General features: G+C 35.8%; 10 protein-coding genes and 1 riboswitch. Of the genes, 8 read left to right on the forward strand and 2 right to left on the reverse strand.

The genetic code is table 11. The features are described 5' to 3' along the window. Positions 1–209: 209 nt before the first annotated feature. Complete coding sequence (locus tag ACFFIS_RS08570; RefSeq protein ID WP_320378727.1) at positions 210–1,967, reverse strand: pyruvate kinase; 1,758 nt, start codon at positions 1,965–1,967, stop codon at positions 210–212. Between the two features lie 377 nt (positions 1,968–2,344). Between ACFFIS_RS08570 and ACFFIS_RS08575 the strand changes: the two genes are divergently transcribed. The 8 genes from ACFFIS_RS08575 (at position 2,345) to ACFFIS_RS08610 (ending at position 13,568) form a co-directional block, all read left to right on the forward strand. Continuing rightward, on the forward strand, positions 2,345–3,454 hold the full coding sequence (locus ACFFIS_RS08575) for an AbrB family protein (RefSeq protein ID WP_320378728.1): 1,110 nt from the start codon (positions 2,345–2,347) through the stop codon (positions 3,452–3,454). 356 nt (positions 3,455–3,810) lie between these two features. Beyond that, positions 3,811–4,896, forward strand: a complete 1,086-nt coding sequence (locus ACFFIS_RS08580) for a metallophosphoesterase (protein WP_390186987.1) — start codon at positions 3,811–3,813, stop codon at positions 4,894–4,896. A 335-nt stretch (positions 4,897–5,231) separates the two neighbouring features. Continuing rightward, a complete protein-coding gene (locus ACFFIS_RS08585) occupies positions 5,232–6,440 on the forward strand; it encodes an MFS transporter (protein WP_390186988.1) in 1,209 nt (402 codons plus the stop codon). A 26-nt stretch (positions 6,441–6,466) separates the two neighbouring features. Beyond that, positions 6,467–7,093 carry a metal-dependent hydrolase gene (locus ACFFIS_RS08590; protein ID WP_390186989.1) on the forward strand — a complete coding sequence of 209 codons (627 nt, stop codon included), beginning with the start codon at positions 6,467–6,469 and terminating at the stop codon, positions 7,091–7,093. 286 nt (positions 7,094–7,379) lie between these two features. After that, positions 7,380–7,497, forward strand: a riboswitch (SAM riboswitch). 95 nt (positions 7,498–7,592) lie between these two features. Further along, positions 7,593–9,323: a PLP-dependent aspartate aminotransferase family protein gene (locus ACFFIS_RS08595; protein ID WP_390186991.1), complete on the forward strand. Its 1,731-nt coding sequence runs from the start codon at positions 7,593–7,595 to the stop codon at positions 9,321–9,323. A gap of 65 nt (positions 9,324–9,388) precedes the next feature. Next, positions 9,389–10,450 carry a homoserine O-acetyltransferase MetX gene (gene metX / locus ACFFIS_RS08600; protein ID WP_320378733.1) on the forward strand — a complete coding sequence of 354 codons (1,062 nt, stop codon included), beginning with the start codon at positions 9,389–9,391 and terminating at the stop codon, positions 10,448–10,450. A gap of 19 nt (positions 10,451–10,469) precedes the next feature. Beyond that, on the forward strand, positions 10,470–11,474 hold the full coding sequence (locus ACFFIS_RS08605; protein ID WP_390186993.1) for a homoserine dehydrogenase: 1,005 nt from the start codon (positions 10,470–10,472) through the stop codon (positions 11,472–11,474). Positions 11,475–11,867: 393 nt separating this feature from the next. Further along, positions 11,868–13,568, forward strand: coding sequence for a methyl-accepting chemotaxis protein (locus ACFFIS_RS08610; protein ID WP_390186995.1), 1,701 nt, complete (start codon positions 11,868–11,870; stop codon positions 13,566–13,568). Positions 13,569–13,837: 269 nt separating this feature from the next. Here the strand turns inward: ACFFIS_RS08610 and ACFFIS_RS08615 are convergent, their stop codons facing one another. After that, complete coding sequence (locus ACFFIS_RS08615; protein ID WP_320378735.1) at positions 13,838–15,181, reverse strand: YjiH family protein; 1,344 nt, start codon at positions 15,179–15,181, stop codon at positions 13,838–13,840. Positions 15,182–15,239 lie beyond the last annotated feature (58 nt).

Here is a 15,239-nt window from a genome sequence, read left to right on the forward strand (position 1 = left end):
CTCTGACCCCCATGCCCCATTATAAAAAGGATATTTCCTGTCTAGCTGAAATAGCTTGAGGGATTTATCCTTTTTAATTTATGTTAATTCGTTTATGATTAAAAGTCGAAATGATATACTTGCTCCATTTTTCTCGAACCATCCTAATATATAAAATCCCAGCGAAACTGCAGATGAAATTAAAGATTGTCATAGGGATAGCTGTGTAATCAAAATCCCCGGACATACTTATGATAATATTCGTGTTGTTTAACAATTAATTGCATCGTTTCTTTTAAGAAATCAACTGCTTTATCTACATAAGTCCCTTTGTTTAACATCATACAGTCCACAGAACTCCCGATAAATATATCGGCTAATTCCGCTCGCGAAGGAATTCCTTTTTTTGTCAGTCGATCCAATACTTCAGTAGCAAGAATAGTTGGAACATGGGCTGCTTTACACATGTCTAACATTTCTTGCTGAATGATAGGTAATTTTTCAAAGCCTACTTCAACAGCCAAATCACCCCTAGCAATCATTACCGCAAACTTAGGGAAATGCAATCCCTGTAATAATATATCTGAAAAGTTATGAATGGCATTTCTCGTTTCAATTTTGGCTACTATTGTTAGATTTTCTAGAAGAGATTGATGAAGAATTTGATGTAAATAGGCAAGATCTTCAGCCTGTTGTATAAAAGAAATACCTAAAAAATCTGCATGTTTAACAATGAAAGGTAAATCATGAATGTCCTGAGCGGTAATAGCAGGTAATTTTATTTTAGTATCTGGCAAATTGATACCCTTATTTTCTTTCACTTTTTTTGGAGTGCTTGGGTAAATAATGCTCACGATAATGAAATTTTTATCAACGTGGTCCACGATACCATGGATTTTTCCATCGTTGAAATATATATTCTCTCCGGCCTTAACATCAGAAAAAATCTGCGGCAGAGTGGTGGAAATCTCAGCAGGGTTATTTTTAGTAGCAGCTTTTCCTTCTATTGATTTTGCTAAATGTATTTTCAAATAATCGCCACTTTTTACATATATGTCGACGGGACTGCTTTTTAAAGTTCCAACTTGATATTCATTGCCAGACTGTTCATGCAGTAGCCGAGTGCCTTCTGAAATATACGTTGTTTTATTAATAGTGACAACATATCCGTATGTATGGCTAGCTAAAATATTAAACTCTCTTTTTCTTTTTTGTACATCCGTAAAATGTAGAACATCTCCTGCAGCCAATTGTGGAATGTCTTTATTTATGTTAAGGGGAAGAACAAATTCAAATGAATCTAAATCGTGAATGTGTGTATGATGCTTCATTACAAGAATTCCTTTTTTATTATGCAAAGGAAATCCGTAACGATCTTTATTTATTTTAATTTTTAATGGGAAAGTCTTTTTTTTGATTGGGCCAACTCTTACTTTTGCTCCAGATAAATCCATGTAAATTTTACACGGATGGGGTAGTTGGTTATGTATATCTTTCTCTATACTTCGAATGAAGTGAATTAATCTTCTCCAATCTTCTATTGTTCCATAGGCGCAATTAATGCGAGCAATTGTCATTCCATTTACTAAGAGTTCTTTTAATATTTCTTTGGACGCGTTTATATCTAGTGTTACCATTATTTCGGGTTGTCTCGTTTGGTATGAATGGAAAATAGAGCTTTTCCTGTGCTTTGCTGCATTGTATTGCTGTCTGTTGGCTAAAAAGGGAGGTGGGGCTCCTATACCTAAGTTCAACAATGTTTTATATAATCCTTCTAATATATTGTCAACATTAGTTAATATAAGTCCATTTGCTTTTAAGAACTCTAACAAATAAGTATCGATATTATGTTGCAGTTGCTTAAATGCAATTAAATTCAGGGCACTAAACTGTTGATGTGCTGTAGGGTAGTTGACAAGTTTATTCTCTCTGAACAAAATAGATTGATAAATTTGCAATAAACGGTATGGTTCATAAAAGGGATTCATCGGCATACCTCATCCATCATTATTTTTTAAAAGCTGTATATAAAATGTACAATCTACTATAATTTAATGATATTCTGAGTTTGCCAGAATTATCACTTATTGTAATCAAGCATGTTTGTAGAAGTTTTTTGTGCTGTGTGATAAAACCGTTAAGGATAAACACGATTTTTCAAGTTCTGAAGGATTATTACATAGAGCCTGAATATAAGTTTTGTAAAGTTGAAAATATGATTCAAAGCATGCAGTTTACTGGAGTGAACTTGTAAAAAATAGTAAGGTTGTGAAGTGGACAAAAGCTGTTTTATTTCAGCTTTATAAATCGCCTGACTGACATGTGCATGATATTAACTTATTTTGACTAGAAAGAGGCTCTAACAATGAATCAACATGTATCAACGAATGATAAAAGAATAATCATTACAGGTATTATAGCTGTGCTAGGTGGGGCAATATTTAAAATTTTACACATCCCAGTTCCATGGTTGCTTGGACCAATGGTTGTCATGGTAATGATAAATAATGTTACAAAATGGAGATTCACTTGGCCAAATTATTTGCGGGATTCAGGGATGGTTATGGTTGGATACACAATCGGGTTGGCGATGACTTCAGCCGCACTACATGAGATAGCCCGGCAGTTACCATCTATGATCTTGCTGACTTTTTTATTGATGTTATGGTGTGTAGGAATTGCATACCTTGTTTCAAAGTTCTCTGATAGTGATTTCCGTTCAGCATTATTAGGAAGTGTTCCAGGTGGGCTAACGCAAGTGATTTTATTAGCGGAAGAAACAAAAGGAATTAATTTAGCAGTAGTGACCGTCACACAAGTGGTGCGCTTAATGATCATTGTAATCATGATGCCTTTATTAGTATCTATTCCGTTTGTTGTACAAGATGGGGCTAGCTCAGTTACGGTAACTACAGTTGGAGAAACAGTTGGAATGTTTCCCAACATTATATTCTATGCTGTGATTTGTGTTGCTTTTGCGATTGTTGGGAATAAAATACACTTCCCTACTGCGTATTTATTAGGCCCTGTTATTGGGACAGCTATTTTGCAGTTAGCTGGAATATCCGGACCTACGTTACCGACCTTTGTGATTAATATAGCACAGCTTTTAATTGGTACACATGTGGGATTAATGTTGCATGCAAATCAAATTGAGCATAAATTGAAGACGTTTAGTTTAGCGATTGGTAGTGGATTCATGCTAATGGTAGGTTCTATTTTACTGAGTATATTATTGACCGTTTTACACCACGTAACAGAATCTACAGCACTTTTAAGTCTTGCACCAGGTGGCATGGATCAGATGAGTATTATTGCACATGAAATTGGCGCAGATTTATCGATTGTTTCTGGCTATCAGCTATTTCGGACATTTTTCATTTTCTTTGCTGTACCTCCTTTATTAAAATGGCTATTTCATGTAATGGAAAGAAAAAAACATGGTAGAAAAATTACTGGTTATCACTCCCGGTAAATTGAAATGGAGTGTAAACCAAACAATTGCAATGTGAATATCCTCTTTCATTGCTATAAAGCATGTTGCCAGTCTTTTGAAAATAATTTACTGGTTTAAGACTGGCAGAGAGGTGTTCTTCAAATTGCTCTATTGCTGACTTTTAAGTTAAGAATTTGTAATTGTTAATTAGTTTATATATCTTTGGATCACTATGCTATTGTATAGTTAATCTAGCTGTTGTGAACTCTGTTGGGGGGATGAATAAGGCGATGAATGACGTAGGGGATTTATAAAACGGTAAACGAATCATACTTAGTAATAAACATAAGTTGTTAATGATACATATATCATCATTTGTAAAAGGAGACGAAGTATTGGGGAATATATTAATTGGAATTATTATACTCGTAATTTACTTTTTACTATGCCTTTATGTCGGTTATCATGGATGGATTTGGATCAAGAGTACTTTTAAGCGTAAAAATAAAATGATTTATATCATCATTCTTATCTTCCTATCACTTAGTATATTTATGGAGCGAATATTTACAACGAAAACACTCGCCTTTGTTAGTGGTATGTGGATGGTCATCATTGGCTATAGTATGATCCTGTTGCCAATTATAAATATCATTTACTTTGTTTTTAAAAAGAAAGGTGTTCGAATCTTAGGCGCTATTATACTTGTATTTTTTATGTTCGTATTTACTTACGGTTCATATCTTGCGTGGACTCCAGTTGTGCGTACACATGAAATCACATTGAATAAAAAAGCAAACATGGATGAACTTACCATTTTTGTAGTTTCAGACTTACACTTGGGAGAGTTGATTGGAAAACGACATCTCGAAAAGCTAGTTCGAATAGTAGATGAAAGACAGCCTGACATCGTTATGATTCCTGGGGATATTATAAATGATAATATTGGTCCATTTTTAAAAGAAAATATGGGAGAAGTTTTAGCGGAATTACGAGCACCACTCGGCGTATACGCAGTATCTGGAAATCATGATTATTATGGTGGGGACATCGAACAAATATTTGTGGAAATGGATAAGGCGGGGATTACCATGCTAGGTGATGAAATGGTGCAAATTGACGAAAGTCTTTATATCATAGGAAGAAATGATAAGACAGACAATGATAGAAAAAGTATCAAAGAATTGATGAAAGGTATTGACAGACAACAATCTATTATCATGCTTGATCATCAACCTATAGCATTATCTGAGGCAAATGAGAATGGGATTGATATACTTTTATCAGGTCATACACATAGAGGGCAAATTGCACCAGCAAATATCATTACAGGTTTGTTGTATGAGAATGATTGGGGTTATTTACAAAAAGGAAACTTGCATTCCATTGTAACTTCGGGATTTGGCTTTTGGGGTCCCCCATTTAGAATTGGAAGTCAGTCTGAAGTAGTTGAATTAAAAGTTAAATTTAACGGGATATAGAGATGGAGGTGTGAGTTGCTATACATGACAAATGGTTTTTTATCAATGTAACTTTTAAATATATCTCCATGTACAGAGGGAAAAAGGGGCGGTCATAATGAATTTGTGACTGCTTTTTTGTAATTTAGCAAAACATCAATTATATTCGTATCTACCCTGATATTTTGCTATTGTCATTCCTTGGCACTTTTTCTAATCCTCATAAAAAACTTAATAAACAAAAATACTTGCGATGTATTAATAAAAAATGATATATTATTTAAGTTGCTTAAAATTTGATTAGGGTAACGAAATACTTTTGCATTATACTTTAAGAAAGAAGGATTAGATTTACAATGCAAACTGAAAAATTATGGACAAAGGACTTCATGATTGTATCATCAATTAATTTTCTTGTTATGCTTGTGATGTATTTATTGATGGTTGTAATGGGACCTTATGCAAAGGATGCTTTTCATGCCTCACCAAGTCTTGCAGGATTGGTATCGGGCATTTTTATAATAGGAACATTATTTGGCCGTCTGATGACAGGGAGAATAATTGAACAAAAGGATAGTAAACTCATTCTTTTGTCTGGACTCATTTTCTTTATTATTACGACGGTTTTTTACTTTTTTACGGATAGTTTATCTTTATTACTTGCTAACCGTTTATTGAATGGTATAGGCATGGGAGTTGCTTCTACAGCTACAGGAACGATGGTTGCACAAGTTATTCCTAGTGAAAAAAGAGGGGAAGGAATTGGTTATTTTAGCATGAGTACTGTTTTGGCTACGGCAATAGGTCCTTTTCTAGGAATATTCCTTAGTCAGCATACGAGTTTTTCATTTATCTTCGGCTTTTGTTTAGCTTTAGGACTATTTAGTCTTGTCGTGGGATTGATGGTCAAATCGGAACCAGTCTTGGAACAGCAGCCAGAAATTATGCCAGAAGATAAAGTGAAAAAGAGATTCAACTTGTCTAACTTCATTGAATTTAAAGCATTACCTATTGCTTTGGTAACAGTCATTGCTTCGTTAGGATATGCAGCAGTCTTGTCGTTTTTAGCATTTTTTGCAGAAGAAGTACATTTACAAAATGCTGCGAGTTTCTTCTTTTTAGTTTATGCGGTGGCGGTTCTACTTTCTCGTCCGTTTACAGGAAAGCTGATGGATATGAAAGGTGCGAATATTATTGTGTATCCTGCACTAATTCTGATGGCAGTCGGACTATTTTTATTAAGCGCAGCAGAACATGGTATGACACTGCTCTTTGCTGGCGCGATTATTGGACTAGGATTTGGGAATTTCCAATCTTGTGCACAAGCCATAGCAATCAAAGTGTGTGAACCGCATCGTCTCGGTTTAGCTACATCAACATACTTTATCGCACTTGATTTTGGTATCGGAATTGGCCCCTACATGCTTGGTCATGTCATACCATTTACTGGTTATACAGGACTTTACTTGGCTATGGCTGTAGTTGCCATTATTGCACTTATTGTCTATGTCATCCTATGTGGTCAAAAGACAAAAGCAGATGAACAACAGATTGAAGGGGTCTGACCCCTAGAATAAAAGGGGTGAGCAACATGAGGGGTACAGCTCATGCAGTAATTGGTGCTAGTGTAGGTTTTGCAGTAGCAAAGGAAACCGGTGCAGTAGGGGGAGATGTCCTCTTTTTAATTGGCGCTGGGATGATTTCGGGACTTGCGCCGGATTTAGACACTGGCGGAAAATTGGCCAACCGCATTTCAGTATCGAAAAAATACTTAAATACAGCTGTTCGCATGATAGGTATTCTTTTAGGTTGCTATGCTTACTTTTTTGCCAAGGGCAGTGAGGGATATATCAGTTACATCGGTTCTATTATACTTTTATTTGTATTACCACGGTTTTCAAATAAGTTTATGCTAATGCTTACGGGTATGGTAATTACTTTTGTTGGGTATGTACTGATGGCAATATGGATGCAATTATTTGGTATATACGTAATGATTGCTTCCTTGTTGGCACATCGATCGTATACTCATTCATTGCTAGGCGTGGCTTTTTACAGTATTATTGCTTATTATTTAACAATTGACTTTCCATTAAATGGATTGTTTAAGGTGTGTGTACTTGCATATATGAGCCATTTGTTCGCGGATATGCGATTTATACCAGGTAATAAGCGTGGGATAAAACCATTTTTGCCTTATAAAGGAATTGAACTTTAAAGAAGAAGACACCATTCAAAAAGGTGTCTTTTCTATTTAACGCAGATAACTTACTGCAAGCCGAAACCTCAAGTATTCGAGAAGATTTCTGCATGAAAAGTCGGAAATCTAGTTTCATTCATGTTCACTTGAATCGCACTAATCTAGTTAAATAAAGCTAATTGGAATGTAAGTTAAATCAATTAATAGTGTGAGTTTTCTAACACAATATCAAAAGAATGACCATTTCCCCTTGACAAGTGCATAAAATCCATATATAGTAGTCATTAAATTTAAAAAATTAATTCTCTTATTAAGAGTGGCAGAGGGACTAGGCCCTGTGAAGCCCGGCAACCTAAAAGCAAAATTGCTTGTTTTTAAAGGTGCTAATTCCTACAGATCATAATGGATCTGGAAGATAAGAGGAGGAACGGTAAAGATAATACGCCCTCTTCTTAGGAAGGGGGTGTTTTTTATTCCCCTCTTTCAAAATCCGATAAAATTTTAGGGAGGAATTTTTATGTCAAATTTTCAAGTGCATGGCCAAGAAACAATTTTGCTACATGGGGGGCAGGAAGCTGATCCGACAACAGGATCGCGAGCTGTTCCAATCTACCAAACAACATCATATGTTTTTCGTGATACGGAGCACGCTCAAAATCTATTTGGTTTGAAAGAAGCCGGAAACATATATACACGTATTGGCAATCCAACCATTGATACTTTTGAACAGCGGATTGCACTTCTAGAAGATGGTGTCGCGGCCGTTGCTACATCTTCTGGCATGGCTGCAATAACATTAGCAATCTTGAATATTGCGGGTGCTGGAGATGAGATCATTGCTGATAGCAACCTATATGGCGGGACATATAACCTTTTTGTTAAGACTTTACCGAAGTATGGCATTACCACTAAATTTGTTGATGGTACAAAGCCTGAAGCATTTAAAGAAGCGATTACAGATAAAACAAAAGCAATATTTGCAGAAATTATTACGAATCCCAGCTTATATGTTTTTGATGTAGAAGCTGTTGCAAAAATTGCGCATGAACAAGGTATTCCACTAATTATAGACAATACTTTTGCTACACCGATATTAACGAAACCACTTACTTGGGGGGCTGATATTGTAGTTCATTCCGCAACGAAATGGATTGGTGGCCACGGAACTTCGATTGGAGGAGTTGTCGTTGATGGTGGACGTTTTGATTGGGGAGTTGGTCGCTTTCCAGAATTCACAGAACCAGATGAAACTTATCATAATCTCCGTTATATAGATGTGGGTCCGGCGGCATTCGCTACAAAATTACGTGTGCAGCTTCTTCGTGACATTGGAGCGTGTTTAAGTCCACAAAATGCATTTTTGTTATTGCAAGGTTTAGAAACATTACATTTACGGATAGAACGTCATCAAGAAAATACTAGAAAGGTTGCAGCCTTTTTACAGGAACACCCAGCTGTAGAATGGGTAAATTATCCTGGATTAGATACACATCCATCCTATGATCTTGCACGTAAGTATTTGGAAAGCGGCTTTGGCTCCATTATAACATTTGGAATCAAAGGTGGGAGAGAAGTAGGACAAAAGGTGATTGATCATGTTGAACTCTGGTCACATTTAGCAAACGTTGGGGATGCAAAGTCGCTTATCATCCATCCTGCATCTACTACTCATCAGCAATTAAGTGCGGAAGACCTTATAAAGAGTGGTGTATCAGAGGAATTAATTCGTCTGTCCATTGGGATAGAAACTGCAGAAGATATCATTCAAGACCTTGATCAAGCGATTTCTCAAGCAACGAAATCTACATTGCAAAGTAATGTGAGTGATGTGGAAGCCGCTCAAAAGTGGTTGTTGCATTCTCCTTTTGATAGAAGTAAAGGGATTAGGAAAAAGGTAGTTGCAGTGTTAGGTTACCAAAGCGCACCAGCTTCATTTCAAAATGATATAAATAAACTAAAGTCGTTTGGATATGAGGTTCTTTTAGGAGATAAAACGATTGCTGATTTAAATGTCGTTAGCATTGATGTCGTATTATCTCATAGTCAAGCATTGCCGAAAACGATTATTGAACAGTTGATAAACAAACAAGGAAAGTTATTGTGGATAGAAAATGAAACTAAAGTAGACCCCGTATTACAATATGCGGAAAATGCCGGTATTACTGTAATAACAGGAAAAAGAATATGTGAGGAAATCATAAAGCAACGCGGAAATCATTCCATTGAACAAGTTGCCGTTGAAATTTAACAGTCTTGTTCATTATCGGTAATGGCTTTCCATTATGATAAATTGATTAGAAAAGAGTTGATTGTTTGTCATTAGTATTTGATCAAACGAATGCAACTAAATCATGTCGGTCAGTTGCTGATATTGAAATCGGCTCGCTTCGACTTACATCAGGAAAAATACTTAAGAAAGTGAAGCTACGTTATGAACTAGTCGGTCCACCAGCTGCTCCGGTGATTCTCGTTTGTCATGCATTAACAGGGAACCATCTTACAGTTGGATCTAAGGAAGAACCAGGCTGGTGGAGTGGTCTAATAGGTGAACAAAATTATATAGATACTAATAAATTCCGGATACTAACATTCAATGTACTCGGTGGCTGTAACGGATCGACAGGACCGTCATCCATTAATCCTGCTACAAACGAAATGTACCGTATGACTTTCCCAGTTATTACTGTAAAAGATATTGTGAAGGCACAGTACAAGGCATTACAAAAACTTCGTATCAATCATCTAGCAGGAGTTGTTGGTGGTTCTCTTGGTGGAATGCAAGTTATGGAATGGGGTCTGCTTTATCCAAAGATGATGGATAAATTAATTATCCTTGCTGCAACCCCAGTTCTTTCCGATTATGGTATTGGCTTTAATTATATCGCTGAGTCGGCTATCAAGAATGATGTGGAATGGAACGGTGGGGAATATGGTGAAAATCAAATGTTGCGGGGTTTAGAAATAGCTAGAATGTTGGGGATGGTAACGTATCGTAGTTCCCATTTATTCCATGAAAGATTTCAGCGCGAAAAACAAGCTTGTACATTTTCTGTTATCTCCTACTTAGATTATCAAGGAAAAAAATTGACGCAACGATTTGATGCGAATAGTTATCTTTATTTACTGGGAGCGATGAATTACCATGATATTGGAGAAGGACGAGGAGGATGGGAAACTGGGTGTAAATCATTTGAGGCTCCAATATTAACAATTGGTTATGGAGATGATTTAATATATGAACCGGATTTTATTCAAAAGTTTTCGAAAGAAGCCCCTAACTGTTCCTATCATTTTGTTCCTACATCCTTTGGGCATGACGGTTTTTTAACAGAATATGAAAAATGGGGAAATATAATTAAGGAATTTTTGAATTAAAATAGATGGAGGTATTTTTTTGGAAATATTGCATGTTGCTTTACTTGGTTTCGGTACGGTAGGTAAGGGAGTATATCAAACGATACAAACCCATCAAAAAAGATTACAGCAACTAATAGGTAGACGTGTTGAAGTTTCTGTGATTGTCATTAGAAATCCACATAATTACACCGATTTTCAAGGATCAGTATCGATTGAAACGGATATGAAGGCGATTATCGAGAATTCAAAAATTGATGTTGTTTTTGAAGCGATTGTTGGGAAAGAACCTGCTTATACATATTTAAAACAATGTATTCAAGCAGGTAAACATGTCATTACTGCTAATAAAGAAATGTTTGCCCACCATGGGGGTGAACTGATGCAATTAGCACAACAAAACCAAGTACAGATTGGTTTTGAGGCTACGACTGCAGGGGGTGTACCAATAATCCAGACAATTAAACAACTGTTGCAAGTGAACCAGATTCAAGGAATTACTGCAATATTAAATGGAACATCGAATTATATTTTAACAGAAATGCGGAAAGAAGAAATTTCATTTACAGCTGCATTACGTGCTGCACAAGAGCTTGGATTTGCTGAGGCGGATCCGACAAATGACATAGAGGGAATGGATGCTTTTTATAAGTTAATGATTTTATGTGAACTTATTTTTGGTAAGCAGCCTGATTGGAAATCAGTTACACTTACTGGCATTCAAGGAATAACTGTTGATGAAATAAAGAAAGCTCAGTTAGAGGGAAAGCGTATTCGCCATATTGCTACTGTTTCGATAAAAAATGGAAACATGCATGCTCACGTCAAGCCTTGTATCATTTCAGAGGGACATCCACTATTCCCTGTTGAAGGAGTAGAAAATGCAATTCATCTTCAAACCGATTTAGTTGGTTCACTAACTTTACAAGGGCCAGGTGCAGGCTCGCTCCCAACTGCTAGTGCAATGATAGAAGAATTGTGTATGTTACCACTGAAGCCAAAGGCTACGAAAGAACAAAACAGACATGAGGTAACAACGATATAGGAAAAGCCAACCTATTATATTGAAAAACCAATCGAAATAAAGATAACAGAAGCCCTACAAAGCAATGACTTTGTAGGGCTTCTTTGGGGTCTGCCCTCCCTTTTTTTGGCAAATTTGGGATAATAAATTCCGATAAAATGTGAATTCATTTGATTACAATCGTTTAAAAATTGACGATAAATATATTTGGAGACAAGAAAATAAGATGGAGGGATGATGTATGATGGAAGGTTAGCGAAATTCACTAAAACTTTTGCATTTGTTATCAGTAAATTTAATTAAGAAAATCGATTTATGATATTTCATAAAGGTAGTTACTATAGATATTTTATTTAATATTATTCGGGCGAACCAAAAGTGATGAATTTAATTATGAAAGAAGGAAAACTTGAAATGAAATTTAGGAATTTTAAAGTTGGAACAAAAATTAATCTTTTAGTTATAGGAATTATTCTCTTTTTATCTGTTATTATTGCATTTGTGTCTTATTATCAAATAAATAAAGCAATGGAAAAGGTTTTTACTGATAGGGTAAAAGTTGTTTCAGGTATAGGTTATAACTGGTTAGATGAAACTTATAAGGGAGATTGGGAGATAAAAGACGGCGAATTATACAAAGGTGAAGTAAAGATTAATGGTAATAATGAGATTTTAGATAAAATTGGTGAAATAACAAATGGAGCAGCTACGATATTTCAAGGAGATACAAGAGTTGCAACAAATGTTATGAAAGATGGACAAAGAACGATTGGTACGAAATCTGACCCGGAGATTGCAGAGGTTGTTTTGAAAAATGAAGAACCTTATATAGGTGAAGCTGATATTGTAGGACAAAAATACCTAACAATGTATCAACCCTTAAAAAACAAGAACGGGGAAATAATTGGTATGTGGCTTGTAGGTCCAAAAATCAAAGTAATAAGTGATACTGTTTTTTCATTATTAACTATCCTATCCATTACGATTGTTATTTTGGGCGTAATCGCAGTCATATGCAGTATATTTTTTACGAGAACGATTGTACGACCTATTCAAACAATAAATAAACAGCTTAAGGAAATTTCTGAAGGAGAAGGAGATCTAACAAAAGAACTCTCCGTTAAATCTGAAGATGAGATTGGAGATTTGGCTATTTCCTTCAATCGTTTAATAAGTAGCTTACGTCAAATGATAAGTCAAATCAGAGATACATCAGAACAAGTTGCTGCATCATCAGAGCAATTAACAGGAAGTGCAGAAGAAACTTCATTAGCTACAAAACAAATCGCTACGTCAATTCAAGAAGTCGCGAGCGGGACAGAAATACAAGGTAAAGAAGCGGGCGAAAGTGCACAGGCAATGAATGAAATGGCTATCGGAATTCAACAAGTTGCAGATACAACATCTTCAGTATCCGAATTAGCAACAGATACGAATAAGGAAGCAAATGAAGGTAATGAATCCTTGCAAAAGGTTATTAGACAAATGAATGAAATTAATACTTCTGTAAGCGAATCGGCATTAGTAATTAGGCGCTTAGGGGAACAATCTATTAAGATTGGTTCGATAACCGAGGTAATAACAGGAATTGCGGAACAAACAAACTTATTAGCACTTAATGCGGCTATTGAATCAGCACGTGCAGGAGAACATGGCAAAGGATTTGCAGTAGTTGCCAGTGAGGTAAGAAATCTTGCAGAGCAATCAAAGGATTCTGCTGATCAAATTGCGAGTTTAATTGGACAAATACAAGTAGACACATCACTTGCGGTTGAATTGATGAACAAAGGAACAGAAGATGCATCACAGGGAATGCAAGTTGTAAAAGAAACTGGCGAAGGTTTTCAAAGGATTCTAACGTCAATCGAAGAAGTAACTGCTCAAATTCAAGAAGTTTCAGCAGTAACAGAAGAAATGTCTGCTAGTGTTGAAGAGGTCAATGCTTCGATGGAAGAAATGGCTCGTATCTCTCAAACTTCCGCTAGTAATACACAAAATGTTGCATCTGCATCAGAAGAACAACTTGCCTCTATGGATGAAATTACCGCTTCAGCTAACTCCTTAGCTAAAATGGCTGAGGACTTACAAGTGCTTGTGAATAGATTTAAAGTGTAAGGTGAAGAAGATAGTTTTGCGGTGATTCTTTATTGATCTTAAAGTTTAACTGATGGCAAGTTACTAGGCGGTAAGGTCTCTACATGAAAAATTCGGGAATTTAAGGTATATTAAGTGAAAAATCAACAGCCAGTAAAAGTCCGATTCGATTAATTGGCAATCAACATTACTTTATTTACGTTGATTAGTAATCATTCTATAACAATAGTTTTACCCTAGGTCAAGGAGAAACATATGACCTAGGGTAATTTTTATCAAATACTTATTCATTAAAACAAAATATGTGCAATCAATACGATAACAGGTAACGTGATAACAGTACGTAGTAAGAAAATAACTGCCAAATCCTTAAAGGAAACGGGAACCTTCGAACCGAGTAAGAGACCACCTACCTCAGACATGTATATGAGTTGTGTGACAGATAAAGCTGCAACAATGAACCTGGTCATTTCCGAAACGATGGACGAGCCTACAATCGCTGGTAAAAACATATCAGCAAAACCAATTAAAATAGTTTTTGAGGCTTCAGCGGCTTCTGGCACTTGCATTAATTCAAGAATAGGAATAAAAGGCAAGCCTAACCATTGGAATAATGGTGTGTACTCAGCAATAACTAATGCAATTAAACCAAACGCCATCACAACAGGCGCAACTCCCATCCACATATCAAGAACATTTTGAATGCCTTCTTTGAAAAACTTTTTAATACTTGTTTCTTGTTTTCCACGTTCTAATGCCTTTTTATAACCATATGAGAAAGCATTATATCCTTCCGGGATTGATTCATCGACTTTTTCTTTTGTTGGATCGATATACGTATCAGCCTTCCGTGAAAGTGGCGGAATACGTGGCATAATGATAGCTGCAACTAAGCCAGCGATTACTACTGTAATATAAAAAGGAATAAACATACGACTTAAATTCATTTCACCAATAACGACAAGTGTAAATGTAATGGATACAATTGAAAATGTTGTCCCGATAATGGCAGCTTCTCTTTTCGTATAATATCCATCTTCATACTGTTTACTTGTTAATAAAACACCAATCGTTCCGTCACCAATCCATGAAGCGAGTGCATCAACAGATGAACGTCCAGGTAGCTTAAATACTGGGCGCATGATTTTAGTCATAAATGTTCCGAATAGTTCTAGTAACCCAAAGTTCGTTAATAGTGGTAAGAAAAGACCTGCAAATAGAAATACAGAAAAAAGAACGTGCAAAAGACTACCTAATAATGTGTTTCCTGTATCGTCACCATAAATAGCTTCCGACCCTATTTTAAAATAGACCATGACAGCAAATATAGCTGCCAAGATACGAACAATCGTCCAAAAGCTGCTAACTAGAAATAGACGTTGTATAAATGGCTTATTTGTTAATCGCCTTTTTCCAATTATCTTCATGACGATTGTTAGAAGTGCTGTTAGTACAATAATTATCATCATAATGAGAGATAAATAGTTTGCCAGTTTTGTTTCCACCCATCCGGCTAATATGGCAATTGGAATTGTAAAACCTTCTGTTGTTTTAACGGGCGTCATAAATAAAAATATACCAATTAATGATGGTACGATAAACTTGATATGATCTTTCAATTGAAATTCTTTCATAAGTGCCTCCGATGGTCATGCTTGTATGATATATCCTACATTTATTATACATATGGAT

This window comes from Paracerasibacillus soli (assembly GCF_042432965.1).
Classification (GTDB): domain Bacteria; phylum Bacillota; class Bacilli; order Bacillales; family Amphibacillaceae; genus Paracerasibacillus; species Paracerasibacillus soli.